This window comes from Bartonella chomelii, assembly GCF_014138465.1.
Classification (GTDB): Bacteria; Pseudomonadota; Alphaproteobacteria; order Rhizobiales; family Rhizobiaceae; genus Bartonella; species Bartonella schoenbuchensis.
Genome location: NZ_JACJIR010000001.1, coordinates 117,308 through 142,131, shown reverse-complemented (window position 1 = coordinate 142,131; position 24,824 = coordinate 117,308). Strand labels below are relative to the sequence as shown.

Here is a 24,824-nt window from a genome sequence, read left to right as displayed (position 1 = left end):
TAGAATATAAGATTTTTGAATAATTTAATTGAAAGAATAATTTTCAATCAGTTTTAATAAATCAATGTTCTAAAATTAAATGGCAGGCTTGATTTCATTTAAATAGATACGTTTGCCACCTTTTATTTCAATAACACCGATAGGGATTTGAGGATTGTGATTTTCATCCATAGACATACTACCAAAAGGTGTTTGTACATCTTTTAATTTACTCAATTCTATAGTGATTGCTTCGCGATCAGCACTTGCAGCATTTTCAATAGCTTTCATAAACATTATGTAAGCTGTGTACCCTAAAACTGAATTGATATTTGGCTCTTTATGGGGGTAAGCTGTCTTCCATTCGTTTGTAAATTCTTGTGCAGCTCTTGACATATTTGGCATATCTTTATCGTAGGGGAGTGTTGTATGTAAAAAGTTTTCTGCAGCTTGTCCTGCAATTGCAATAGTTTCTGGGTTGTCCATAGCATCACCCCCCATAATGCGGAATTGTGCACCTAATTCACGCGCCTGCTTCATGATAATGGAACCTTCAGAAAAATAAGATGGGATAAATAAAACATCAGGTTTTTGTGCTATAATTTGTGTGAGAGCAGCTGAAAAATCTTGATCTCCAGAATTATAGTTTAAATTTAAAATAACTTCACCACCTAATTTTTTGAATGAACGATTAAAATAATTTGCAAGCCCGATTGCGTAATCACTTGATATATCTTTTAATATAGCTGCTTTTTTTGCATGTAAGTTTTGAATTGCGTAAGTTGCAGCACCTGCACCTTGATAAGGATCAATGAAGCATGTACGAAAAGAGTATTTTTTGCCATGCGTAATAAGCGGATTTGTTGCTGAAGTCACGATAACAGGAGTTTTTGCTTTTTCAGATACTTCTCCACCAGCTAATGCTAATGAAGAGCCATAAGTTCCAATAATACCGTTAACATTGTCATTTGCAGTTAAACGCATGACAGCATTAGCTGCTTCTACTTTATCGGATTTATTGTCAATAATAATAAGCTCGACTTTACGTCCTAGTATTTCAGGTATTTTTTTATGTGCCAACTGTATACCTTCCAGTTCAAGTTGACCTCCAAATGCATTTTGGCCTGTTAATGGAAGGTAAACACCAATTTTAATAGGAGCATTAGCATAAGCATTTGCTATAAGCATCACCATTGTAGCGATTATAGTGAGGAATTTCTTCAATTGCATTGTATACTCCCCTTATTTATAATTGTAACTTTATACTTTATATTGAACTCTATTATCATGCAAGTTACACAATTAATAAAAATTAATCATTGTGTATGAAGGTTCTTTATTAACCGTGTGAAGTATACGATTAAGCGTTTCAGAGAAGTATTTATATTGTGGATTAATTTGCCAAATTTTAGGTGTTACTACAATGTAGGGGAAATCTTATCTTGGGGCTTGCTTGTTGATACAATAGCAATGTTTACTGAACGTGATAAGAATCAATTTGTAGAATTTAACCCTACAGGAATCATGTTTGATTATGACGAGTAAGGATACCTTAAAAAATTATTCCCTGTCTGAAGATAATTTCGATGTTTGTGGTGAAATTACTGAAATTAGTGGTGTTATTAAATGGTTTGATGGCAGTAAGGGGTATGGGTTTATAGTACCTGATTTATGTGGGCTTCCTGATATATTATTACATGTTACTGTAATGCGACGAGATGGATTTCAAACAGCTTTGGAAGGTGCTAAAATTATTTGCGCTGTAAAGAAAACTGAACGGGGATTAAAATGTGTCCAGGTCAAGTCTATTGATTTATCATCTGCTGTTCATCCATCAGAAATTCCGGTACGTACACATATTGTAGTTACTCCTGAAAGTGGTTTAGAGCGTGCAATTGTTAAGTGGTTCGATCGTGATAAAGGCTTTGGTTTTCTTAGCCGAGGGCAGGGAACAGAAGATATCTTTATTCACATGGAAACATTGCGTCGTTTTGGTTTAGCAGAGCTTCGTTCTGGGCAAGTTGTTATTGTGCGTTTTGGTAAAGGAGAAAAAGGCCTGATGACAGCAGAAATTTATCCCGATATAGCACTTCCATTTGCTACGCATTAAATTTCAATATTCATAGTTATTTTATTTTTTTTAAGATTTTAGTACTTTTTATCTTCTAATAAAGCTAAAAAATTAATCATTAAAAAGGAGTAAGATATTTGAAGTTTTCTAAAAGAAAACAAATCATTCAATTGATCTTTTTTTGTATAGGAATATTTTTTTGTGTAGGTATGAAAGTGATTATGGCAAAAAAGCCTATACAAATTCCAGTTGATTCAACCCCCTTAGTAATTAATACAAAACAAGGTGCATTTTCTTATAATGTTGAAATTGCCTTTTCACAAGCTCAGTCAAGCGCTGGCTTGATGTACCGCACTCATTTTCCTCAAAATCATGCAATGTTATTTAAAAATTCAGTAAATAATACATCTGAGAATACACAGGAAATGTTTATGTGGATGGTAAATACTCCTTTACCCTTGGATATGATTTTTTTAAACTCTGAGGGAATTATTGTTTCAATTGTTGAAAATACCCGTATCTTTTCGGAAGATATTATTTCATCAATAGTGCCGGCAGCTTTTGCTATTGAACTCAATGCTGGTGAAGTTGCTGATAAAAACATACAAAAAGGGCAGCGTGTTATTCATCCTGCTATTTGTGGGAAATGTAAAGGTAATAGAGAATGACGGCAAAAGATGTTTATTTTTTTGAACACGATGGTTTACGATTTGCTTATCGCGAAGAAGGTCAGGGTATTCCTATTTTGTTGATTCATGGCTTTGGATCTTCTGCACGGATTAATTGGTATGCAACAGGGTGGTTTCGTAGCCTTGTTGAAGCAGGTTATCGAGTTATAGCTCTCGATAATCGTGGCCATGGTGATTCAGTTAAAAGTTATGATCCTTTATTTTACACTCCTCAAGCTATGGCTGGCGATGCGGTTAAATTGCTTCAACATTTAGGATTATCTAAAGTTCATGTTATGGGATATTCCATGGGTGCTCGGATCAGTGCATTTATGGCGCTTTTGTATCCAACATATGTGCATAGTGTTATTTTTGGAGGTTTAGGGATTGGTATGGTAACAGGGGGAGGTGACTGGAAACCCGTTTCAGAAGCTCTTTTAGCAGAAGATATTTCAACTATTACTAATGCACGTGGTCTGATGTTCCGTAAGTTTGTAGATCAAACTAAAAGTGACAGACGCGCTCTTGCTACTTGTATCATGACATCAGCACAAAAATTAACAGAGTCTGATGTTCATAAAATCAAGCAACCTGCACTTGTTGCTGTTGGTTCGTTAGATGATATCAGTGGTGAGGCAGAGCCATTAGTAGCTTTGTTGCCACATGGTGAAGTGTTAGAAATTCCAGGAAGAGATCATATGCTTGCTGTGGGAGATCAGGTTTATAAAAAAGGTGTTATCGACTTTCTTTCTCGTTATCCGATTGCATGAAATTCGTTTATATTATTTATAGAATGTTGAAATAGAATTTAACATTTTGTTATTTTGAAAATATAAAAAGCTTATTCGGAATTTCTGTTTTATTGTACAGCTTATGTTTAAAAACAGAAAGATATTGGTAAAAGCTTACATTAACCGATTATATTATAATTTAATTTTTATATATAAAAATATTGAAATAAATAATATAAATCAATTAAATATTTCAGTTTTTTAATTTGTAAAATAAATGGAATGATTTTTATATCGTAGATTTTATAGACAAATCGTAACTGCTATAAATTTAATACAACTTATGCTAGAATAAAAATCTTCTTCACGATAGATTAGTTGAACTTATTCTCTTTTTGAGTTCAAAGTTATTGTTTATAGAAAAAAACAAAAGAGTAAATTTATTTTTCAAAAATATTTTCTGTTTGTATTTATTTACTTAGTAAATAATTATTGGAAAAAGATTACTGTAGATCATGCAAAAAAATTCATGGTAAGTAAAACATTGTTTGTAGGAAATAATGTTTTTATTTATAATGACTTTACTTGAAGTAAAATAACTAAGCATTGTAGCGGTTGATATTTAAGGTATGTTTCGAATATCTTTATAGAAGAGGGGGCTAAATAAAAAAATAAAACGAAGATTGTTGTTTATTTTTTTATTTTAAAATTTAATAATAATTATAGGCTTTTTTATTGAAAGTTATTCAATAAAGTTTGTAAAAATGATCTTGTTTTAAACATAAATAACAGGATTAAAGATAATGGGAATAAAAAAATTTTACCATCTTTGCAGAATCATAGAAGTATTTTATCTGCAAAAAAGGAATTAATTGATAATCTTAAAATGTAGGAGAGTGCGGTGAATGCTGATGAAATAAGAAAACTTGATAGTTATTTTAAAAAGACGTTCCAAAATTCAGCATTGCAAGTAAAAGCACGGCCGAAAAAAGATGATTCTTGTGAAGTTTATATCGGGGATGAATTTTTGGGTATTATTTACCGGGATGAGGATGAAGATGAATTATCCTATAACTTCTCAATGGCTATATTAGATATTGATCTAGGAAAGTGACGCAATTAATTGTAATTGGAATACGATTTTCTTCTGCATTCAATTGGTTTATATAAGTTTTAGTGCTTTAAAGCTTGTGTAATCGTTACGCGCGATAATGAGATGGTCGTGAAGAATAATTCCGAGTGCATTGGCAATATCTTTTAATCTGTACGTCATTGATATATCTGCATCAGAAGGTGTAGCATCGCCGGAAGGGTGGTTGTGAACTAAGATAAGTCCTGATGCAGATAATTCTAAAGCTCGAGAGACAACTTCACGAGGGTAGACAGGAGTATGATCGATAGTGCCAGTTTGTTGCACCTCATCAGAAAGTAGACCGTTTTTCTTATCAAGAAATAGAACACGAAATTGTTCCCGTGTTTCATGCGCCATAACAGCTTTGCAATAAGCTAATACTTTATCCCACGTGGAAAAAATATCACGTTTAGACAGTTGTGCACGAGCAAGACGTCCTGCGACACCTGAAATGATTTTTAAGTCTATTGCAGTAGCTGGCCCACATCCAGGAACTTCTTGAAGAAGGTTAATATCAGCGTTCAACACATCAGTTAATGAGCCAAAACGTTCTATTAAATCTTTGGCTATTATTTTTGTGTTTACTCGAGGAAGAGTACGGAAAAGCAATAGCTCAAGATATTCATAATCCTCAATTGCATTGCCCTTCGTCTTTAAGTAGCGTTTACGCAGACGTTCACGATGTCCTTCATAATGTTTAGTTATTTTTGAATTTGTTTTAAGCTTTTCATTTTTTGTTTGTGCTATCGGATTAAGCGAAGCACTTGATGTTAGCTCAAAGGAATTGCTTTGCATGACTCCATTTTTATTTGATTTTTTAGCCATAATATTACTACATTTATTTAAGCATATGAATTTGGAACATAAAAAATATCTTTAGGAGATTCAGTAAATATTTCGCATCCTTGATTTGTTACGCCAATTGTATGTTCATACTGTGCAGTAAGTGAACGATCACGTGTCACAGCAGTCCAGCCATCAGATAAAATCTTAACTTGTGGCTTGCCAAGGTTAATCATGGGTTCAATTGTGAATATCATACCTTGTTTTAATTCTTCACCTTCCCCTGGATTTCCGTAATGTAAAATATTTGGTGCATCATGAAAAAGTTGACCAATTCCATGGCCACAAAAATCTCTCACAATTGAACACCGTTCAGATTCCGCATAACGCTGAATGGCTGCACCAATATCACCTGTAGTTGCACCAGGTTTAACTGCTGCAATTCCCCTCATAAGGCTTTCATGAGTTATTTTTAGCAAGCGTTCTGCAGCACGCTTGATTTTTCCAACAGGATACATGCGACTTGAATCTCCGTGCCAACCATTGAGAATGAATGTTACATCAATATTAACAATATCACCTTCTTGCAAAGGCCTTTTATTGGGTATGCCATGGCAAACAACGTGATTGATAGATGTGCAGCATGAGTGGCTGTATCCATGATAATTTAAGTCGGCAGGTAAAGCACCGCGTTCAGCTCCATAAATAAAGACAAAATCATCAATTTCTTGTGTAGTGATACCAGGTTTAATGATATCTGTGAGTGCATCAAGACATTCTGCTGCAATGCGACCAACTTTACGCATTTCAGAAAAAGCATAGTCGTCAAAGATACGAATTTGTCCATTAAATTTTAAGGGTACTTTATTATATTCAATATAACTGGTCATTTTTCTTGCTATTTTCTATTTTTACTTGGTGAATCGGAAAAATACCTTTTATACTTACGTGACATTTTATAGCATAAAATTCTACCCCTGATTTTAAAGCTAAATCAAATTTACATCCATAAGTGGGATCAAGATCACGGCAAACTGTAAAAGCTGAGCAATCTTCTCGTTGAATGATATAAAGCATAACTGCTCGCTTTCCTTGTTGCACAATTTTTATGAGCTCATCAAGATGGCGTGCACCACGTTTTGTTACGGTATCGGGAAATTCTGCTAATCCCTTTTGACGTATGAAATGAACGTTTTTTACTTCCAGATAACATTCTGGAAGGGTGTCATCTTGTAGAAGAAAATCAATACGTGAGTGTGTACCGTAGCGTTGTTCACTTAAAATGGTTTTATATCCACTTAATTCGGGTAATAAGCCATTTTGAATTGCTTCTAATGCAAGTTTGTTAGGCAAAGTTGTATTAATGCCAACCAAAGTATTATCTGCTTCGACAATTTCTAATCGATATGGATATTTTCGCTTAGGATCATTACTGTATGAAAGCCAAACATTAGAGTCGGGAGTTGTTAACCCAAGCATCGAGCCTGTGTTGGGAACTGAAACGGTAAAGATATGCTGATCATTCTTTCTAACATCAGCAAGAAAGCGTTTATAACGGCGAACAAGCTTTGCGGGATAGAGTTCAGGAACAAAGAACATATTCCCTTATTAAAGGGCATAATCTTATAATTCAACTCAAGACTTATATTTAGATAAGTTGAAGCACATCAGATATAGTTACATTGGCATAAAAAATAATAGTTGTAACAATCAATAACATTGTTATGAGTGCAAGAGTCATTTTTCTTTCGGAATTCATACTTAATCCTTTTTTAGATAAATCAATGAATTTCTATTGAGGAGATAAAATTGACTACAATTTGTCACTAAAAAGGTTATTTCATGGAGTATTGATTTGAGAGGTTGAGTTGCAGAAAAAAATAGCTATAGAGATATGATTTATGAAGATCGGTGAGATGAAATGGCTGGGACAAATAGGAGTCGTCAAAATATAATGAATGGTCCAATTATTGTCTTAGTTGAGCCGCAATTGCCAGAAAATATTGGTATGGTGGCAAGAGCGATGGCAAATTTTGGACTATCTAATCTTCGGCTGGTTAAACCACGAGAAGTATTTCCAAATGAAAAAGCTAGAGCTGCAGCCAGTAAAGCTGATCATATTATTGATAATGCGTTAGTTTTTAATACATTATATGACGCAATCGCAGATTTAAATTATGTTTTGGGCACAACAGCACGTAAAAGATGTGGTTTTAAGACGGTTAGAAGTGCTGTAGAAGCAGCAGGTATTTTACGTTATCATGAAGGTATTGGGCATAAAATAGGTATTTTATTTGGTAGAGAAAGGTGGGGGCTTAAAAATGACGAAATTAGCTTTGCTGATGAAATTGTTACTTTTCCGGTTAATCCTGCTTTTGCTTCATTGAATATTGCCCAAGCAGTTTTGTTGATGTCTTATGAATGGATGAAATCCGGTTTAGATGATTTAAACGATACGGCTTTTCGTGTAGCAGAGATGAAATCAGCGGATAAAGCCACGCTGCACGGTTTTTTATCGCAATTAGAAAATGCTTTGGATTCTCGTGGATATTTTAGACCGCAAGAACGCAAAGAGGTGATGGTCCTCAATATACGCTCTGTTTTTACACGTGCTAAATTGAGTGAATCTGAAATTCGACTGCTACGGGGAGTTATATCTTCATTAGATCATTTTTCACCTCAATTTCCACGGGGTAGCGGTGCACCTGTGGGGCGTAATCGCAAAAAGAAAATCACAACAGGTGTAAACACTAATGAGTGAGCGACCACTTCTTTTTTTTGATAGCGGTATTGGTGGGTTAACAGTGGTGGAGGAAGTACGCGCTCTTATTTCTGAATTCCAATTTATTTATGTTGCTGATGATGCAGGATTTCCCTATGGTATTTGGAGTGAAGATGCTTTGAAACAACGCATTTTAAAGATTTTTACAAATCTATTAAAACTTTATAATCCTGCTTTATGTGTTATTGCCTGCAATACAGCTTCTACATTGGTGATAACAGATTTACGACGAAAATTTCCTAATGTTCTTTTTGTTGGAACTGTACCTGCAATTAAATTAGCAGCTAAAAAGACAAAGTCAGGTCTTATTTCAGTGTTAGCAACTCCTGGGACGATTCAACGTGCATATACACATAAATTAATAGATTCTTTTGCCAATCAGTGCCATGTCCAGCTTGTAGGAAGCACAAAACTTGCAGGGTTTGCTGAAAATTATTTACGTGGAAATCCTATCGATGACAAAGAATTGCGTCGTGAAATCTTACCGTGCTTTGTTAAGAAAAATGGCAAATATACAGATGTTGTTGTCTTGGCTTGCACACATTATCCTTTTTTAATTAATTTATTTCACAAGCAGGCTTTATGGCCGGTAAGTTGGATTGATCCAGCAAAGGCTATAGCCAGGCGCACCAGATCGTTATTATTAGAGGAAATACGAAATAAAAACATAAAGCAATATGAAAACTGTGCTTTATTTACATCGCAAAATATAGGAGTTGCAACTGAGCATTTATTACAAAAGTTTGGTTTTAATATAGTAAAGGGAGTTGACTTTAAAGTATAATTGAATAAAGTTATTTTAACTTTTTCTTTTAAGAAAATAATATTAATTGACGTGTCCCGTGGATAGCTTTCAAATTTGTGTGTGAGATATCCTGTCAGTCTTCACTTTAGAAGGCAGAGGAGGGTGCGTTTCCTTGAGGTCTATATTTTGACCTTGTTTTTTATGTAAAGGAAATGCGATGAGTAAGCGCGAATCAACAAAGTATAAAATTGACCGCCGTATGGGGGAAAATATCTGGGGGCGTCCAAAGTCTCCTGTAAATCGTCGTGAATATGGTCCTGGTCAACACGGACAGCGCCGTAAAGGTAAACTTTCTGATTATGGTATCCAGTTGCGTGCTAAGCAGAAATTAAAAGGATTTTACGGTGACATTTCGGAAAAGCAATTTCGTAAAATTTATGAAGAAGCTGTTCGTCGTCGTGGTGATACAAGTGAAAATCTTATCGGTCTTCTAGAGTCACGTTTAGATGCTATTGTTTATCGCGCAAAATTTGTACCTACTATTTTTGCTTCTCGTCAATTTATCAATCATGGTCACGTCAATGTAAATGGTCGACGTACCAACATTCAGTCATACCGTTGTAAACCAGGTGATGTTATTGAAGTTCGTGAAAAATCAAAGCAGCTTGTTTTGGTCTTAGAATCTATACAGTTAGCTGAACGTGATGTACCTGAATATATTGAAGCAGACCATAGCAAAATGAAAGCAACTTTTACTCGTATTCCTGCTTTTTCAGATGTTCCTTATGCTGTTCACATGGAACCTAATTTAGTTGTTGAATTTTATTCACGCTAAATTTTTTAGTAGGTTTATCACTCTCTAATTTGATTGTGTATTTTAAAAGAGCTACGTTGTTTTGCAATCGTTGGAACTGATAACATCATTAATTTGCTGAGGTTATCAGTTTTTTCTGCGAGAGAGTACGTACGTTTTTATCTTTTTGATTATGGATATCCAATTTACGGACAGAATTTAGCATAAATTTAAATCCTGTTATATTTGTTGCTGTTTGTAATTATGATTGAGAGTGAGCCATTGTATTATTATATAGGGTATAGTATTATAAATTAAACTTTTTAAGTAATATCGAACAATAGGAAAATGTAGGTATAGGTGGTCTTTTGGAGGAGAGTATTGATGATTGCCATCCAATGTTTCGAGTTGCCCCTTCAACTGTAGAATTTAATAAATTACGTAAACGACTTTTACGTCATATACGGCAAGCGTTCGATGATTTCTCTATGTTATCTTCAGGGAAAAAATGGCTTGTTGCTTTATCCGGTGGGAAAGATTCTTATGGTTTACTGGCTCTTCTCTTAGATTTAAAATGGCGTGGTCTTTTACAAATTGAAATTTTAGCTTGTAATCTTGATCAAGGTCAACCAGGCTTTCCAAAGCATATTCTTCCTCATTATTTGAATAGTTATCAAATTCCTTATCGCATTGAATATCAGGATACTTATTCAGTTGTTACAGATAAGCTGACACCAACGCAAACATATTGTTCGCTTTGTTCCAGGTTGCGGCGTGGGCATTTGTATCGTATCGCACGTGAGGAGGGGTGCTCTGCATTAGTACTGGGACATCATCGTGATGATGTTTTAGAAACGTTTTTTATGAATTTATTTCATGGTGGTCGTTTAGCAGCTATGCCTGGAAAGCTTATAAATGATGAGGGGGATCTTTTTGTTTTGCGCCCTCTTGTTTATGCAGCTGAAGAAGATATGAAAAAGTTTTCTCAAGCAATGCAATTTCCTATTATTCCTTGTAATCTTTGTGGTAGCCAAAGTGGTTTACAACGCAATGTAATAAAAGAAATGCTAAATGATATCGAAAAAAGAATGCCAGGGCGAAAAGATACTATGATTCGTGCTTTAACAAATGTACGCCCAAGTCATTTGCTTGATAAAAAACTTTTCGCTTTTAATACTTTACTATAATTTAAACAGCAATACCATAAAGATCGTAGGCATCGGATTGTTCGATTTTAACAGTAACAAATTCACCGCTACGAAGTGGTCGCCGTGATGATATATGAACAACACCATCTATTTCTGGAGCATCATACTTACTGCGGCCTTTAGCCACTTTACCTTGACTTTCATCAATGAGGATTTGAAGCCTTTGTCCAATCTTTTTCTTTAAAAGACGGGCAGAAATTTGTTGTTGTTTTGCCATAAAGCGATGCCAACGACTTTCTTTCACTTCTTCCGCGACGTTTCCTAATTCAAGATCGTTTGCAGCAGCACCTTTTACTGCCTCATATTTAAAGCAACCAGCACGCTCAATTTTTGTTTCTTCTAACCATTCAAGAAGCATCTCAAAATCTTCATTGGTTTCTCCTGGAAAACCAACAATGAATGTTGATCGCAAAGTGAGATCTGGACAAATTTTTCGCCACTCTTCAATTCTACGATTCGTTTTTTCCATATGAGCAGGGCGTTTCATATTGCGTAAAACAGTTGGTGATGCGTGCTGAAAAGGGATATCTAAATAAGGGAGGATTTTTCCTGCAGCCATCAGTTCAATAACTGCATCAACATGAGGGTAAGGATAAACATAGTGCATACGCACCCAAACACCCATATCTCCTAGTTCGCGACAAAGATCTAAAAATTTAGTTTTTATTGTGCGGTCTTTCCAAGAGCTTTCAGCATATTTAATATCAATACCATAAGCACTAGTATCTTGTGAAATAATCAAGAGTTCTTTTACGCCTGCTTGTACAAGCTTTTCTGCTTCGCGGAGAATATCGTCTATAGGGCGAGAGACCAAATTACCGCGCAAAGCAGGGATAATACAAAAACTACATCGATTAGAACATCCTTCAGAAATTTTTAAATAAGCATAATGGCGGGGTGTAAGGCGGATACCTTGCGGAGGAACTAAATCAACGAAGGGGTCATGGACTGGAGGAACGACTGTATGAACTGCTTGTATGACGTTTTCATATGCTTGTGGTCCAGTAATAGCTAATACACTAGGATGTGCTTGACGGATAACCTCAGGTTCAGCACCAAGGCATCCAGTTACAATAACTTTTCCATTTTCTTTGATAGCTTTTTCAATATTAGCGAGTGATTCAGTTCGTGCAGAATCAAGAAAACCACAGGTATTAACAATAACGAGATCCGCTCCTTGGTGCTTATGTGAGATTTCGTAACCTTCAGAACGAAGACTTGTAATAATACGCTCAGAATCTACAAGTGCTTTTGGACAACCGAGAGAAACAAAACTAATGCGAGGTGCTGCCATAATTAATCCTTGTAATTCTTTAACGAAAATCTAACTGATCCATTATTCCTATTTTTTAGGAATAATGTCTGCATACTCTTTAACTTTTAGACGCATTTGATACATTTTGCTACAAAGTTATGTAAACTTATTTATAATCACAAGCACACAGAATACAAAAGACAAAAACGCTAATAAATAGCGTTATCTATAGTCATCACGGTGACGACTTTGTATATATAAACATTTCCAAAACGTACACAGCTGTTTATTTATATTTTCAACGATTTTGTCTTTTAATAATGACGAATAAGCCCAACGAGTTTGCCTTGTATATGAACACGTTCAGGCTTATATATGCGCGTTTCATAATGAGGATTTGCAGCTTCTAATGCAATCGAAAGCCCTTTACGCCGGTAACGTTTTAAAGTTGCTTCTTGTTTATCAATTAATGCAATAATAATTTCACCTTGTGTTGCTGTATTTTGACGTTTAACAATTATAGTATCTTTATCAATAATACCTGCCTCAACCATAGAATCACCTTTAACTTCCAGGGCATAATACTCACCTAAACCAATCATATCTGGTGGAAGAGAAAGTGTATTTGTTTGCTGCTGTATTGCCGAAATAGGTACGCCAGCAGCAATACGGCCCATAATAGGGATAGTAATATTTTGTTTGTTTTTCGTGTCAGAATGATCAAGATTATCAAGGTCTTGAAATATTTTCTTTTTGTTTTTTTCTACCATACTTGGAAAAATTTTACGTGCAGAGGAAAGATCGAATGTTATTTTATCAGGAAGTCGGATAACTTCTACTGCACGAGCACGGTTTGGTAAACGACGTATAAAACCACGCTCTTCTAAAGCTGTAATAAGTCTATGGATGTTGGATTTTGAAGCAAGCTCTAATGCATTTCTCATCTCATCAAAGGTGGGGGGAACACCAGTTTCTTTCATATGATTGTGAATGAATAAAAGTAGTTCATATTGTTTACATGTCAGCATTCAACATTCCAATCAAAAAATCGAAAAAGAAAAAATAGAAGACAAAACATAAGTATTTTATGATTATTCTACAATTTTTTATAAAATAACACAAAACTCTTTACTTTATTTTTGAGTCTAGAAATTTGAGCCTAGAAATAAAGAGTGTGGGGTCATTTGTTTTTTATCTGACAATATTCGTATATATTACTCGTCAAATTTATATTTTGTAGTTATATGTAGAATATCATTTTTTAGGTAAGAATATAAATGATCATTGATGGATAGAAAATTTCTTAAACTTTAATTTATATTAGGCTCTATTTTTAATAGACATAATTATAGTTTTTAGTGTGATTTTTGGGTATCAACCAAGACTTTTCTCAGGTTGAATAAATAATTTTCGTATGATTTTATGATCAGCTTTTGAAAAATGTTATCTCTACCTTATAGAGATAAACTCAAATATTTTGCCTACTTTATTATTATAATAATAGATCAATTAAAGAACAACTTTTCAATTGAGTGTAGCCAGTTACGAATTGCATAGCTAGAATCACTTTATCAAATGATTAATTCACAACAATGTTAGCTACTATTTGAAAGATTAAGTCATACTAAAATTGTGTAAAAAAGAAGCAAAGAATTCTTGAAAATTTGAATCATTAATATTCTGTTTTCATTTGAATGATGTCATTTGCATTTACTGAAAAGCATATCTTCTACCTATATTAATGGGTGTAAAGAGTACAATATGCTGTTATGTATTATTTTGTATCCTAAAAGAGTGCATAAAATAGTAAGAAAGTTGGGTGCAATAAACAGTATTTTGATAAACAAAGTAAAAAATGATATTTTTTCATAAAAGGTGTTGACCAAATGAAAAGTCGACCGTATGTTCCCATTCATTTTCCACAAGCAAAATAATTGTGTGGGAGCGCGTAGCTCAGTTGGTAGAGCAACTGACTTTTAATCAGTAGGTCCAGGGTTCGAATCCCTGCGCGCTCACCATAAATAATGTTTCCAAATTCCTCGTAAATTGGTAAAAATTATTTATGCTATTTGTAAATTATACCTACCCTTCTATTATTCATATAAAGTAAGTTCGGCTTAATTCACAGTTTATATTATGATGTTTTGTTTCTGATTTTATATTTATAACTTATTGATTTTATTTAATTCTTATCAACCTTAGGCATACATCACCTTTCATAAATTATAACAAATATTCTTTTATATTACGTTAATAGCTTGATGAAAGATTGATTTTTAGAATACCATAAATCTAACGAATATAGTCATTCATGGGTATAAATTTTTCTACCGTACACAAAGAATGTAATTTCCATATTTACAATAAAAGCTGAAGAAGGGTAAGCGGGCTGATAAATGCTTTTAAATAGTAAAAGAAAGTTAACCTCCGTTGGTAAAATGATATTTCAATTTGTGCCTATGATTGCTGCTGTTGGTTTATTAACAGCTTGTGCAAATCAAACAACACAATTTGCAGGGAAAAGTCCTACTAATACAACACCTAAGGTAAAGGCAGCAAAGGCCATTACTGTACCTGAAAAGGCTTTAAATACACAGCATAAATCAAAAAATAAAGGCAGTAGAGCTGTTGTTGGTAAACCTTATCAAATAAAAGGAAAATGGTATTATCCAGAAGATGATCCAACTTATAAACGTGTTGGTCAAGCATCATGGTATGGTTCAGATTTCCATGGGCGTTTAACTGCAAATGGTGAAATCTATGATATGAATCTCTTAACTGCTGCCCATCCTACGATGCCTTTGCCTAGTTATGCTCGCGTTACAAACCTAGAAAATGGCTCTTCTATTATTGTTAGGGTAAATGACCGTGGTCCTTTTATAAAAGATAGAATTATTGATTTATCCAAACAAGCTGCAACGATTCTTGGTTATGTCAATAAAGGGGTGACGAATGTTAAAGTAGAGTATGTCAGTAAAGCGCCTGTAAATGATTATGATAGTGCTTTTTTAATGGCCTCTTATACATCTAGAGATTATAATTCATCTATGATGCTAGCATTAGCAAATACTCTAGAAGATAAGGAAGATAATGTATTTTTTGCGTTTAATACAGGTCACCAAAAACAGCTGATGAAGGCTGCAGTAAATCCAAAACAATCAATTGGAACTTTTCCGATAAAATTACCAGATATTGGCCCTGTTTTGATTAATAAACCCACATCACTTAATCAACTAGCTTTTGCTCATAAACTCAATAAAGAAAACTCAGGAATAAGCCTATTGTAATTATCTTAAGAAAAAACGCTGTATTTTTTGCGATATGCATAAAGAAGTAGCAAATGATCTAAGGAAATATAAAAAACAAAGCTAAATTAAATATATTTACAGCAAGCCAATAACTGAATAAAATATTATAAGCAAATCCTATATAACAAAAAAATGTATAATATATAATATGTTTATATTAATAATATAATGTATTTTATAAAATAATTTTTATAATTATAAGAAAAACATAAAAATTTTTTAATCTATAAATATATTTTTTGTGAAAAATAAATAACCTCTTTTTTTGTACAATCTGCTTTTTATGCTGATTTTCTAAGCAAAGAGGAAACAACCGCATAATAGCAATAACATTAAAGTTTTTTCCTTATTTTGGAATTAATGTTTAATAGATAAAAGCGCAAAATTTAAAATCTCTACACCATGATCGCTATAATTGATGGTGCATGATAATATTAAAAAACAGAATAATATTATCTTTTTCCTATTTTCATTAGTAAACTTAATGACAATTGAAGTAATATTTTATTTATTTTTAAAATGCGCTTTATAAAATAACAATTGGATGCTTAAAAAAATACTTATAATATAAGCCAAAGTAAGGAATTAAGGTTTATACGTGTCAGGTTATTTTATTACATTTGAAGGAGGAGAAGGAGCGGGCAAAACGACTCAAATTTCTTTGCTTGCGCAATATCTTCGTAGCAAAAGCTATGATGTTGTTATAACCCGAGAACCTGGAGGAACAGCGGGTGCTGAAGCAATGCGCTATGTTTTATTATCAGGTAATACGGAACAATATGGTGCATTCATTGAAGCAGTCTTATTTACAGCAGCACGTGTTGACCATGTTAGTGAAGTTATTTTACCTTCTTTGCAGGCAGGAAAAATTGTTTTATGTGATCGTTTTATTGATTCTATGCGGGTTTATCAGGGGCTTAATAATAAGGTGAATTCTCACCTTCTTTCTGTTTTAGAACGTATCGGTCTGGGTACAGTTATGCCCAATTTGACATTTTTGTTAGATATACCAGCAACGTTTGGTATGGAGCGCACAGATTTACGAAGGAAAGAAATTGAAAAGATCGATTATTTCGAAAAAGATCAATTAAATATTCAAGAGCAAAGACGACAAGCTTTTCTCCAATTGGCTAGAAATGAACCTTTTAGATTTCGTGTAATTGATGCAACCTGTGCAGTAGAAACGATAGCATCACAAATAAAAGATATCTGTCATCAGTTAATATTGGGTCATGTGACATGAGTGATATCAATTTTTTGCGCCAATATGACGATATCGAAGGGGTTTTATCACCATCACAAAATAATATCATCATTGGTCACAAAAAAGTTCGTCACTTTTTGGCACAAATACGTAAAGAAGGGCGTGTACATCATGCATTATTATTTGAAGGAGAGAGGGGGATTGGTAAGGCAACATTAGCATTTCACTTTGCTTGGAATATTTTAAGTAATCAAGAAAGTGGTTTTTTGCAGCCAGAACATGATTCAGTTGTATGGCACCAGATAATGCAGGGTAGTCATCCTGGTCTTATACACGTTTCTCGCCATTTTGATTTAAAAACACAAAAATTCAAAACAAGTATATCAATTGATGATATCCGCGATGTCACACATTTTTTGAACCAAACATCGCAAGATGGTGGATGGCGTATTATTATCATCGATTCTGCAGATGATATGAGTAGAAGTGCTGCTAATGCAATTCTTAAAATGCTTGAAGAGCCTCCAGTAAAGGCTTTATTTATTATTATTACACATTGTTCAGGAAAATTACTTCCGACAATTCGCTCACGCTGTCAACAAATCTTTTTGCGACCATTGTGTGATGATGAGATGAAACAGGTTATTTCACATATTCTTTCTGATCAGGGGGGGGCTGATAAAGAGACTATGGAAATGGTTGTTCAAAAATCCCAAGGAAACCCTCGAAAAGCGCTCTTACTTACGTGTTATGGTGGGCTTGAAATTCTTCAAAGCATCGATAGTTTTTTAGAACAATCAGTTTGTAATCTAGCTCTTGTTCACAATCTTGCTCAGACACTTTCGTCATCAGATTCGGATGTCAAATTTCAGCAATTTTGTGATGAAATTCTTGATAAGATTCAAAAAAGAACTATTATTTTGGCTGAAAAGGGGATTCTCACTCTTTCAAAAAAATATGCACAAACATGGCAAGAGATTTATCAGGAAATAGCACAACTGCAATCATTTAATCTTGATAAAAAGCAATTTATTATCAATCTACTTTTTAAAGTTCATAAGATCGTTCACGAATCTAAGCTTTTTCCGTGACAATGTAATTAATAGGCGTTATGTCATTGTATCCTTTTTTATGTTTCAACTGGGTATAACATGCGTGACACATATTATATAACAACTCCAATTTTTTATCCTAATGGTGCTCCGCATATTGGGCATGCTTATAATGCAATTGCGAGTGATTCTTTAGCCCGTTTTCAACGATTAGACGGTAAAGACGTATTTTTTCTATCTGGCACGGATGAGCATGGTCTCAAAATGCAACAGGCAGCAGAGGCATTGAACATAACACCTCAGCAACTTGCAGACCGTAACAGTGCTATCTTTCAAAAAATGCTTACAAAGTTAAACTGTTCTAACGATGATTTCATTCGCACGACAGAAGAAAGGCATCACCGAGCCTGTCAAGCGATTTGGAAAAAAATGGAAGCTAATGGAGATGTTTACCTTGATCGTTATGCCGGTTGGTATTCGGTTCGTCAAGAATCTTATTATGAAGAAAAGGATACCCAAATTGGGGAAGATGGAATCCGTCGTGAAAAAGAGCTAGGATCTCCGGTTGAGTGGAATGAAGAAGAAAGTTATTTTTTTAGGCTTTCTCGTTATGAAAAAGCTCTTCTTGAGCATTATGAAAAATATCCTGATTTCATTGCTCCCAATGAACGGCGTAATGAGATTATAAGTTTTATCAAATCAGGGTTGAAAGATATTTCCATTTCTCGGACGAATTTTAATTGGGGAGTTGGTGTCCCCAATAACTCAAAGCATGTAATGTACGTTTGGGTTGATGCGCTTACAAATTATCTTACAGCAATTGATTTTTTTAATGAAACATCAAAAAAACGTCATTTTTGGTCTGCAAGTACTCATATTATTGGCAAAGATATTATTCGTTTCCATGCAATCTATTGGCCGGCGTTTTTGATGTCAGCTGGGATTGAATTGCCTAAACGTATTTTTGCGCACGGTTTTTTGTTAAATCGCGGTGCAAAAATGTCAAAATCCGTTGGAAATGTAGTTGACCCTTTTGAAATAATTGATCGTTATGGCCTTGATCAAGTCCGTTATTTTTTTCTTCGTGAAGTATCATTCGGGCAAGATGGTAGTTATAATCACGAAAGTTTCGTAAATCGTATCACTGCAGATCTTGTTAATGATCTTGGCAATTTAGCACAACGCTCCTTATCCATGATACAAAAAAATTGTGACGCAAAAATTCCTGCGCCAACTGAATTTTTAGCTCAAGATGAACAACTTTTAGAACAATCTCTTCAAGTAATTGAGGTTGCACGCCAAGCTATGTCACGCCAGGCACCACATTTAGCACTTTCAGCTATTTTTGCAGTTGTAGCAGATGCTAACCGCTATTTTGCCAGTGAGGAGCCTTGGAGTTTATGTAAAAGTAATCCAGAAAGATTTTTTACAGTTCTTTATGTAACTTTGGAAGTTTTGCGACGGATAGGTATTATGCTTTTGCCTTTTATTCCTCAATCAGCTGCTAAACTTCTTGATAGTCTTGCAATTGCTAAAGAAGATCGCTTATTACATCATATAAGAGATTCAAAAATTAAAGAAGGTGAAAATCTTCCGTTACCTGTGCCGATTTTTCCCCGTTATGTCTTTAAGAAAGCTGATGTGAATGATGTTGATTGATACGCACTGTCATCTTGATTTTGAAGATTTTGCTCAGGATTTGGATGGTGTTATTCAACGGGCTTTAGCTGTTGATGTTGGACGTATGATAACAATCTCGACACATGTTCATAAGTTGGATAAACTTTTAGCAATCACAAAAGCTTATGAACAGGTTTTTTGTTCTGTTGGTACTCACCCCAATCATGTGTGTGAAGAACAAAATATTAAAGCTGAAAATCTTATTTGTTTATCAAAACATCCTAAAATTGTCGCATTTGGTGAGTCTGGGCTTGATTATTATTATAATTATAGTTCACCACAAGAACAAAAAAAGAGTTTTCAGGAACATATCATTGCTTCTCGGGAAACACAGCTACCTCTTGTAATTCATTCACGTAATGCGGATGCTGATATGGAGCAAATATTACGTGAACAAATGAAAGAAGGGGAATTTCCATTTATTTTTCATTGTTATTCGTCTGGCATGCAGCTTGCTCGTGCTGGTATTGAGCTTGGTGGCTATATATCATTTTCAGGTATTCTCACTTTTAAAAATGCACTCGAAATTCGTGAAATAGCAAAAATTATGCCTCATGAACGTTTGTTAATTGAAACAGATTCACCATTTTTAGCACCTGTTCCTTACCGTGGACAAACAAATGAGCCGTCTTTTGTGCGTCATATAGCGGTTATTTTGGCTGAAACTCTCGGCTTAAGTATTGAAGAAATCGCTCAGATAACAACACAAAATGCTTTTCGTTTATTTAGCAAAATGAAATAAAAAGAATGTTTGATTGTTACCGATTTACGATATTGGGTTGTGGTTCGTCTCCAGGAGTACCGCGTCCCAATGGTTATTGGGGAGCTTGTGATCCGAATAATCCGAAAAATAAACGCTATAGAACTTCTCTTTTAGTTGAACGAATTGATAAATCGGGAAAGAAAACAACAGTTGTTATTGATACAGGCCCAGATTTTCGATCACAAATGATAAAATCGCATGTTAACCATCTTGATGCTGCTGTCTATACACATCCTCATGCAGATCATGTTCATGGTATTGATGATTTACGTAGTTATGCGCTTGCCCAAAAATGTTTAATAGATATTTATGCAAATGCATTTACGTTAAAGTATCTTAATGAGTCTTTTGGTTATTGTTTTCAAACACCAAAGGGTTCCAATTATTCCCCCATTTTAAAGGCACATCTTATAAATGAAAACAGTGAATTTACAATTCAAGGGCAGGGTGGAGCAATTACTTTTAACACACATTTACAATTTCATGGTGCTATTAACTCTTTGGGTTTTCGTATTGGCAATGTTGCTTACTGTACAGATGTAAATCAATTTCCTGCGGAAGCATTACAAAACCTTATGGATTTAGATGTTTTAATTATTGACTCTCTTCAGTTTAAGCTCCATCCAAGTCATTTTTCGGTTGATCAAGCATTGCATTGGATAAAGTATTTAAAGCCTAAACGAGCTATATTAACTCATATGGATAATTCGCTTGATTATAATGATGTTTTAAATTACGTCCCACCAAACGTTGAGCCTGCTTATCAAGGTCTTACCTTTGAAACAAATGTACTCTAGAATATATAAAATTATTGAATTTGCGTACAATAAAGTCATGAAATAGAGAATAATTTGAGTTTTAATGTCAATTGAAAGCAAACTAAATTAAACAAAGTTATAGGCTTTATCTAACAATTACAGTGTATATTACATATTCTTTACAATAATTATTCTCTCTTTTTTGCAAAATTAAGTGTCAATATATTTCTTTTGAGAAGTGGATCCAATACAATTTTCTAGGTACTATAGCGCTACAAAAAAGGTTTGTGTAGAAAAATTAGAAAAAGAAAATATGCATTTTTGTTTATATTTCCTATTTTTATAGAAGGGTAAATTTATATTAATGTTAAAGAAAGTCATGATCGTAGAAGATAACGAACTGAATATGAAGTTATTCCGTGATCTTGTAGAGGTGAGTGGCTATGAAACCGTTGAAACACGTAATGGTCTTATTGCATTAGATCTAGCTCGCTCGACAAAGCCCTCTCTTATTATTATGGATATTCAGTTGCCTGAAGTTTCAGGGATTGATGTTATTAAACAACTAAAAGAGGATGAAGAACTTAAATCTATTCCTATTGTTGCTGTAACAGCTTTTGCCATGAAGGGGGATGAAGAGCGCATTCGTGCAAGTGGATGTGAGGAATATATGTCAAAACCTATTTCTGTTCCGCATTTTATTACAATGCTGAAGTCTTTTTTAGACTGAAGTTGTTATTCAGTTTTCTTTTTTAATGGTAATAGGAAGATAAACTGAGAGTGTAATTTTCAAAAATAGTTTTTTAATATACTATTAAAAAACCCCACTAAAAGTGGGGTTTTACGTATCATACAAGAACTGAAAATTAACGCTTTGAGAATTGGAAAGAACGACGCGCTTTCGCTTTACCATATTTTTTACGTTCAACAACACGACTATCTCGTGTAAGAAACCCACCTTTTTTTAAGATAGGACGAAGTTCTGGTTCATAGTAAGTTAAAGCTTTAGAAATTCCATGACGTACTGCACCTGCTTGGCCAGAAAGACCACCACCAGCAACAGTTGCAACAATGTCAAATTGAGTATCTCTATTGGTTATAACAATCGGCTGACGAAGAATCATTCTAAGAACAGGACGGGCAAAATATTTATCAAACTCTTTATTATTAATGGTAATTTTTCCAGAGCCTGGCTTGACCCATACACGAGCAACAGCATCTTTACGTTTTCCTGTTGCATAAGCACGCTTTTGTGAATCAAGTTTTTGCACGTGAATAGGAGCAGCAACATTTTCACTTTTATTATTAACTTCTACAGTCGATATTGTTGCACCAAGTTCAGAAAGAGAATTAATTTCAGCCATAATTTAAGCAATCCTTTTATTTTTGCGGTTTAAAGCACCGACATCAAGAGCTTCGGGCTGTTGCGCTGCATGCGGATGTTGACTGCCAGCATAAACACGTAAATTTTTCATTTGACGACGACCAAGTGGACCACGGGGAATCATGCGCTCTACTGCTTTTTCAACAATTCGCTCAGGAAAACGACCTTCAAGAATTTGACGAGCTGTACGCTCTTTGATGCCACCGATATAGCCAGTATGCCAATAATATTTCTTGTCAGTATATTTTTTGCCAGTAAGAGCCACTTTTTCTGCATTGATAACAATGACATTGTCGCCATCATCGACATGGGGGGTAAAAGTAGTTTTATGTTTGCCACGTAAGCGATTGGCAACGAGCGTGGCAAGACGACCTAAAACAAGGTTTTCTGCGTTAATAATAACCCATTTCTTTACCACTTCAGTTGGCTTTTGTGAAAAAGTTGCCATAGAAGTATCCTTTATTAAAGCCCTTTAATATGAAAACATTTTTATTATTTTACGTTGTGAATGATTACCACAACAAAATACATCTCAGTATATATTATCTGTCTGATATAATGTCTTACGATTTGCGTCAAGAAAAAATAAAAACTAATAAATAACGCAATTACGAATAAGAGTATTATAATGCTCTTAAGTGTAACAGTCTATTCATATCATGAGATAAAATATGATGCTATATAAAATATTTCATCTTTTAAGTGCTAATTGTATTTTTGCTACTTTCGTTGTACATAAAGGATAATGCAGTTACCCTATTATTGTCTCAATGTTAAATCTTCTGCTTGTGATCAAGCTTGGGTGGATCCTCTTGATATTCAAGGGATCAACAATGCTCGTGCTATTTCTCAAAAATTTGGTTTTCCAGATCAATTAGCTCGGGTTCTTGCTGCAAGAAACGTTGATGAATCTGAAGCTGTTTCTTTTATTAATCCCACGCTACGCAATCTATTGCCTAATCCAGAAAGCTTTACGGATATGCAATGTGCAGCAGAGCGCTTGGTTAAAGCTATTATGAACCGAGAGAAAATAGCTGTTTTTGGTGATTATGACGTTGATGGAGCCTGTTCATCAGCGCTTTTGGCACGTTTTTTACGTTATTTTGGTATAACAGTTAAAATCTATATTCCTGATCGTATCGTTGAGGGCTATGGTCCAAATGAACAAGCAATGAAGATGCTAGCCCAAGAAGGGGCGAGTTTAATTATTACCGTTGATTGTGGAGCAAACAGTCCAGATGCAATAAAGGCAGCTAGGCTTGCAGGTGCTGATGTTGTAGTTTTAGATCATCACCAAATGTCAGACGTTCATCAGGAGGCTGTTGCTCTTGTTAACCCTAATCGCCCTGATGATTTTTCTGAACAAGGGCATTTATGTGCTGCAGGCATCGTATTTGTTACACTGGTATGGGTAAATCATTTACTGCGAAAGCAAAAGTGGACAGAAACTGTTCCTGATCTTTTGAGTATGCTTGATCTTGTTGCATTAGCCACTGTGTGCGATGTGGTTCCATTGCGAGGTGTTAATCGCGCTTTTGTAGTAAAAGGGCTTCAAGTAGCGCGTTCTATGCATAATGTCGGGATAGCTGCTTTAGCAAAGGTTGCACGTATAGGTGAGCCAATTAACAGTTTTCATTTAGGTTTTTTATTAGGGCCTAGAATTAATGCGGGAGGGCGCATTGGGGACCAAGCTTTGGGAGCGCGCTTGCTCAGTTGTGATAATAGAGATGAAGCTGATAAAATGGCAGAGCAATTAAATAAGCTTAATCAGGAACGTCAAGAGATGGAAGCTATTCAATTAGCTCAAGCAGAAGCTTATATTGATTCTGTTCATCACGATAAAGAAATGTTATCACTTGTTGTTGCTTGCCAAGAATGGCACCCAGGAATTGTTGGTATTCTTGCATCTCGTTTAAAAGAACGTTTTTTTTGTCCTGTTTTTGTAATTGCTTTAAAAGCAGATGGTAGCGGTACAGGGTCAGGACGTTCAATTAGTGGTGTGGATTTAGGTGCACTTGTTCATGAAGCTGTCACATTAAACTTATTAGAAAAAGGGGGAGGGCATAGTATGGCAGCTGGAATTACAATTCAATCTACGAAAGTTGAAGCTTTTCGAGAATGGTTAGAAGAAAAGGTTTCTTTAGTAGTTTCGCAATTGCGTGCTAAAAAGTCTCTTAGTATAGATGGCTTTCTTTCTGCTTCTGGCGCTAATAAAGATCTTTTTGATATGATTGAAAAAGCAGGCCCTTTTGGTTCGGAAAATGCTACACCTGTTTTTGTTCTTCCTTCTCATCGATTGGTCAGTGTATGTGAGGTTGGGAAAGGGCATTTACGCCTTTTTGTTTCTGATCTTGAAGGCAAAAAACTCCAAGGAATAGCTTTTCATGCAGTGGGAACATCCCTTGGCAATTTTCTTTCTGAAAATGTTGGTGAAACAATTCATGTGGCAGGTAATCTTAGTTTAAATTACTGGAATGGAACGATTAAACCACAATTGCGTGTTATTGATGCGGCGGCAGTGGCTTGAT

General features: G+C 34.7%; 24 protein-coding genes and 1 tRNA gene. 17 read left to right on the top strand and 8 right to left on the bottom strand.

What is annotated here, in order from left to right; genetic code table 11:
- Window positions 1-75 precede the first annotated feature (75 nt).
- Window positions 76-1,209 carry an ABC transporter substrate-binding protein gene (locus tag GGR10_RS00620; RefSeq protein ID WP_182479458.1) on the bottom strand — a complete coding sequence of 378 codons (1,134 nt, stop codon included), beginning with the start codon at window positions 1,207-1,209 and terminating at the stop codon, window positions 76-78.
- A gap of 304 nt (window positions 1,210-1,513) precedes the next feature.
- Between GGR10_RS00620 and GGR10_RS00615 the strand changes: the two genes are divergently transcribed.
- From GGR10_RS00615 to GGR10_RS00600, 4 genes are all read left to right on the top strand, one after another.
- A complete protein-coding gene (locus tag GGR10_RS00615) occupies window positions 1,514-2,089 on the top strand; it encodes a cold-shock protein (RefSeq protein WP_182479457.1) in 576 nt (191 codons plus the stop codon).
- A gap of 182 nt (window positions 2,090-2,271) precedes the next feature.
- On the top strand, window positions 2,272-2,718 hold the full coding sequence (locus tag GGR10_RS00610; RefSeq protein WP_246316818.1) for a DUF192 domain-containing protein: 447 nt from the start codon (window positions 2,272-2,274) through the stop codon (window positions 2,716-2,718).
- Window positions 2,715-3,488: an alpha/beta fold hydrolase gene (locus GGR10_RS00605; protein ID WP_182479455.1), complete on the top strand. Its 774-nt coding sequence runs from the start codon at window positions 2,715-2,717 to the stop codon at window positions 3,486-3,488. Before GGR10_RS00610 ends, GGR10_RS00605 begins: the two co-directional genes overlap by 4 nt.
- Before the next feature lie 862 nt (window positions 3,489-4,350).
- The gene (locus GGR10_RS00600; protein WP_010701184.1) at window positions 4,351-4,563 is read left to right on the top strand and encodes a DUF3126 family protein; all 213 of its coding nucleotides are present in this window, start codon (window positions 4,351-4,353) and stop codon (window positions 4,561-4,563) included.
- A gap of 48 nt (window positions 4,564-4,611) precedes the next feature.
- Here GGR10_RS00600 and radC read toward each other — a convergent pair whose 3' ends face one another.
- The 3 genes from radC to sfsA are packed head-to-tail and all read right to left on the bottom strand — an operon-like array spanning window position 4,612 to window position 6,963.
- Window positions 4,612-5,406 (bottom strand): RadC family protein, encoded by a 795-nt coding sequence (radC, locus tag GGR10_RS00595; RefSeq protein ID WP_010703738.1) that lies wholly within the window; start codon window positions 5,404-5,406, stop codon window positions 4,612-4,614.
- A 17-nt stretch (window positions 5,407-5,423) separates the two neighbouring features.
- Window positions 5,424-6,254: a type I methionyl aminopeptidase gene (gene map, locus GGR10_RS00590; RefSeq protein ID WP_182479454.1), complete on the bottom strand. Its 831-nt coding sequence runs from the start codon at window positions 6,252-6,254 to the stop codon at window positions 5,424-5,426.
- The gene (gene sfsA, locus GGR10_RS00585; RefSeq protein ID WP_182479453.1) at window positions 6,238-6,963 is read right to left on the bottom strand and encodes a DNA/RNA nuclease SfsA; all 726 of its coding nucleotides are present in this window, start codon (window positions 6,961-6,963) and stop codon (window positions 6,238-6,240) included. The genes map and sfsA overlap by 17 nt, the downstream gene beginning before the upstream one ends.
- A 322-nt stretch (window positions 6,964-7,285) precedes the next feature.
- On the opposite strand from sfsA, the gene GGR10_RS00580 reads away from it, so the two are divergent.
- The 4 genes from GGR10_RS00580 to ttcA all read left to right on the top strand — a co-directional run bounded on the left by GGR10_RS00580 (window position 7,286) and on the right by ttcA (window position 10,871).
- A complete protein-coding gene (locus tag GGR10_RS00580) occupies window positions 7,286-8,125 on the top strand; it encodes an RNA methyltransferase (RefSeq protein ID WP_182479452.1) in 840 nt (279 codons plus the stop codon).
- Window positions 8,118-8,930: a glutamate racemase gene (murI, locus tag GGR10_RS00575; RefSeq protein ID WP_182479451.1), complete on the top strand. Its 813-nt coding sequence runs from the start codon at window positions 8,118-8,120 to the stop codon at window positions 8,928-8,930. The genes GGR10_RS00580 and murI overlap by 8 nt, the downstream gene beginning before the upstream one ends.
- Window positions 8,931-9,108: 178 nt before the next feature.
- Window positions 9,109-9,726, top strand: coding sequence for a 30S ribosomal protein S4 (gene rpsD / locus GGR10_RS00570; RefSeq protein ID WP_010703743.1), 618 nt, complete (start codon window positions 9,109-9,111; stop codon window positions 9,724-9,726).
- A 356-nt stretch (window positions 9,727-10,082) separates the two neighbouring features.
- Window positions 10,083-10,871 carry a tRNA 2-thiocytidine(32) synthetase TtcA gene (gene ttcA / locus GGR10_RS00565; protein WP_182479735.1) on the top strand — a complete coding sequence of 263 codons (789 nt, stop codon included), beginning with the start codon at window positions 10,083-10,085 and terminating at the stop codon, window positions 10,869-10,871.
- A 1-nt stretch (window position 10,872) separates the two neighbouring features.
- On the opposite strand, the gene rimO is transcribed toward ttcA, so the two are convergent.
- A complete protein-coding gene (gene rimO / locus GGR10_RS00560; protein WP_182479450.1) occupies window positions 10,873-12,186 on the bottom strand; it encodes a 30S ribosomal protein S12 methylthiotransferase RimO in 1,314 nt (437 codons plus the stop codon).
- A gap of 275 nt (window positions 12,187-12,461) precedes the next feature.
- Window positions 12,462-13,175: a transcriptional repressor LexA gene (gene lexA / locus GGR10_RS00555; protein WP_182479449.1), complete on the bottom strand. Its 714-nt coding sequence runs from the start codon at window positions 13,173-13,175 to the stop codon at window positions 12,462-12,464.
- Window positions 13,176-14,089: 914 nt separating this feature from the next.
- On the opposite strand from lexA, the gene GGR10_RS00550 reads away from it, so the two are divergent.
- From GGR10_RS00550 to GGR10_RS00515, 8 genes are all read left to right on the top strand, one after another.
- Window positions 14,090-14,165, top strand: a tRNA-Lys gene (locus GGR10_RS00550).
- 378 nt (window positions 14,166-14,543) lie between these two features.
- A complete protein-coding gene (locus GGR10_RS00545; protein WP_182479448.1) occupies window positions 14,544-15,434 on the top strand; it encodes a septal ring lytic transglycosylase RlpA family protein in 891 nt (296 codons plus the stop codon).
- Between the two features lie 619 nt (window positions 15,435-16,053).
- Window positions 16,054-16,698, top strand: a complete 645-nt coding sequence (gene tmk, locus GGR10_RS00540; protein WP_182479447.1) for a dTMP kinase — start codon at window positions 16,054-16,056, stop codon at window positions 16,696-16,698.
- The gene (locus GGR10_RS00535; protein WP_182479446.1) at window positions 16,695-17,750 is read left to right on the top strand and encodes a DNA polymerase III subunit delta'; all 1,056 of its coding nucleotides are present in this window, start codon (window positions 16,695-16,697) and stop codon (window positions 17,748-17,750) included. The genes tmk and GGR10_RS00535 overlap by 4 nt, the downstream gene beginning before the upstream one ends.
- A gap of 60 nt (window positions 17,751-17,810) precedes the next feature.
- A complete protein-coding gene (gene metG / locus GGR10_RS00530) occupies window positions 17,811-19,370 on the top strand; it encodes a methionine--tRNA ligase (RefSeq protein WP_182479445.1) in 1,560 nt (519 codons plus the stop codon).
- Window positions 19,360-20,133: a TatD family hydrolase gene (locus GGR10_RS00525; RefSeq protein WP_182479734.1), complete on the top strand. Its 774-nt coding sequence runs from the start codon at window positions 19,360-19,362 to the stop codon at window positions 20,131-20,133. The genes metG and GGR10_RS00525 overlap by 11 nt, the downstream gene beginning before the upstream one ends.
- Before the next feature lie 5 nt (window positions 20,134-20,138).
- A complete protein-coding gene (locus GGR10_RS00520; protein WP_182479444.1) occupies window positions 20,139-20,951 on the top strand; it encodes an MBL fold metallo-hydrolase in 813 nt (270 codons plus the stop codon).
- A 325-nt stretch (window positions 20,952-21,276) separates the two neighbouring features.
- Window positions 21,277-21,642, top strand: coding sequence for a response regulator (locus tag GGR10_RS00515; protein ID WP_010703753.1), 366 nt, complete (start codon window positions 21,277-21,279; stop codon window positions 21,640-21,642).
- Between the two features lie 136 nt (window positions 21,643-21,778).
- Here the strand turns inward: GGR10_RS00515 and rpsI are convergent, their stop codons facing one another.
- Both rpsI and rplM read right to left on the bottom strand, forming a co-directional pair.
- On the bottom strand, window positions 21,779-22,276 hold the full coding sequence (gene rpsI, locus GGR10_RS00510) for a 30S ribosomal protein S9 (protein WP_182479443.1): 498 nt from the start codon (window positions 22,274-22,276) through the stop codon (window positions 21,779-21,781).
- Window positions 22,277-22,279: 3 nt separating this feature from the next.
- Entirely contained in the window at window positions 22,280-22,744 is a 465-nt protein-coding gene (rplM, locus tag GGR10_RS00505) for a 50S ribosomal protein L13 (RefSeq protein WP_010703755.1), read from the bottom strand.
- Between the two features lie 297 nt (window positions 22,745-23,041).
- On the opposite strand from rplM, the gene recJ reads away from it, so the two are divergent.
- On the top strand, window positions 23,042-24,823 hold the full coding sequence (gene recJ / locus GGR10_RS00500; RefSeq protein ID WP_182479442.1) for a single-stranded-DNA-specific exonuclease RecJ: 1,782 nt from the start codon (window positions 23,042-23,044) through the stop codon (window positions 24,821-24,823).
- Window position 24,824 lies beyond the last annotated feature (1 nt).

Excerpts from the sequence above, each read along its gene's own strand:
- GGR10_RS00535 (WP_182479446.1), top strand. The coding sequence starts at position 16,695 with ATGAGTGATATCAATTTTTTGCGCCAATATGACGATATCGAAGGGGTT.
- sfsA (WP_182479453.1), bottom strand. The coding sequence starts at position 6,963 with ATGTTCTTTGTTCCTGAACTCTATCCCGCAAAGCTTGTTCGCCGTTAT.
- rpsI (WP_182479443.1), bottom strand. The coding sequence starts at position 22,276 with ATGGCTGAAATTAATTCTCTTTCTGAACTTGGTGCAACAATATCGACT.
- murI (WP_182479451.1), top strand. The coding sequence starts at position 8,118 with ATGAGTGAGCGACCACTTCTTTTTTTTGATAGCGGTATTGGTGGGTTA.
- GGR10_RS00620 (WP_182479458.1), bottom strand. The coding sequence starts at position 1,209 with ATGCAATTGAAGAAATTCCTCACTATAATCGCTACAATGGTGATGCTT.
- ttcA (WP_182479735.1), top strand. The coding sequence starts at position 10,083 with ATGTTTCGAGTTGCCCCTTCAACTGTAGAATTTAATAAATTACGTAAA.
- rpsD (WP_010703743.1), top strand. The coding sequence starts at position 9,109 with ATGAGTAAGCGCGAATCAACAAAGTATAAAATTGACCGCCGTATGGGG.
- GGR10_RS00545 (WP_182479448.1), top strand. The coding sequence starts at position 14,544 with ATGCTTTTAAATAGTAAAAGAAAGTTAACCTCCGTTGGTAAAATGATA.
- GGR10_RS00615 (WP_182479457.1), top strand. The coding sequence starts at position 1,514 with ATGACGAGTAAGGATACCTTAAAAAATTATTCCCTGTCTGAAGATAAT.
- metG (WP_182479445.1), top strand. The coding sequence starts at position 17,811 with ATGCGTGACACATATTATATAACAACTCCAATTTTTTATCCTAATGGT.
- GGR10_RS00515 (WP_010703753.1), top strand. The coding sequence starts at position 21,277 with ATGTTAAAGAAAGTCATGATCGTAGAAGATAACGAACTGAATATGAAG.
- map (WP_182479454.1), bottom strand. The coding sequence starts at position 6,254 with ATGACCAGTTATATTGAATATAATAAAGTACCCTTAAAATTTAATGGA.
- GGR10_RS00605 (WP_182479455.1), top strand. The coding sequence starts at position 2,715 with ATGACGGCAAAAGATGTTTATTTTTTTGAACACGATGGTTTACGATTT.
- radC (WP_010703738.1), bottom strand. The coding sequence starts at position 5,406 with ATGGCTAAAAAATCAAATAAAAATGGAGTCATGCAAAGCAATTCCTTT.
- recJ (WP_182479442.1), top strand. The coding sequence starts at position 23,042 with ATGCAGTTACCCTATTATTGTCTCAATGTTAAATCTTCTGCTTGTGAT.
- GGR10_RS00520 (WP_182479444.1), top strand. The coding sequence starts at position 20,139 with ATGTTTGATTGTTACCGATTTACGATATTGGGTTGTGGTTCGTCTCCA.
- rimO (WP_182479450.1), bottom strand. The coding sequence starts at position 12,186 with ATGGCAGCACCTCGCATTAGTTTTGTTTCTCTCGGTTGTCCAAAAGCA.
- GGR10_RS00610 (WP_246316818.1), top strand. The coding sequence starts at position 2,272 with ATGGCAAAAAAGCCTATACAAATTCCAGTTGATTCAACCCCCTTAGTA.
- lexA (WP_182479449.1), bottom strand. The coding sequence starts at position 13,175 with ATGCTGACATGTAAACAATATGAACTACTTTTATTCATTCACAATCAT.
- GGR10_RS00580 (WP_182479452.1), top strand. The coding sequence starts at position 7,286 with ATGGCTGGGACAAATAGGAGTCGTCAAAATATAATGAATGGTCCAATT.
- rplM (WP_010703755.1), bottom strand. The coding sequence starts at position 22,744 with ATGGCAACTTTTTCACAAAAGCCAACTGAAGTGGTAAAGAAATGGGTT.
- GGR10_RS00525 (WP_182479734.1), top strand. The coding sequence starts at position 19,360 with ATGTTGATTGATACGCACTGTCATCTTGATTTTGAAGATTTTGCTCAG.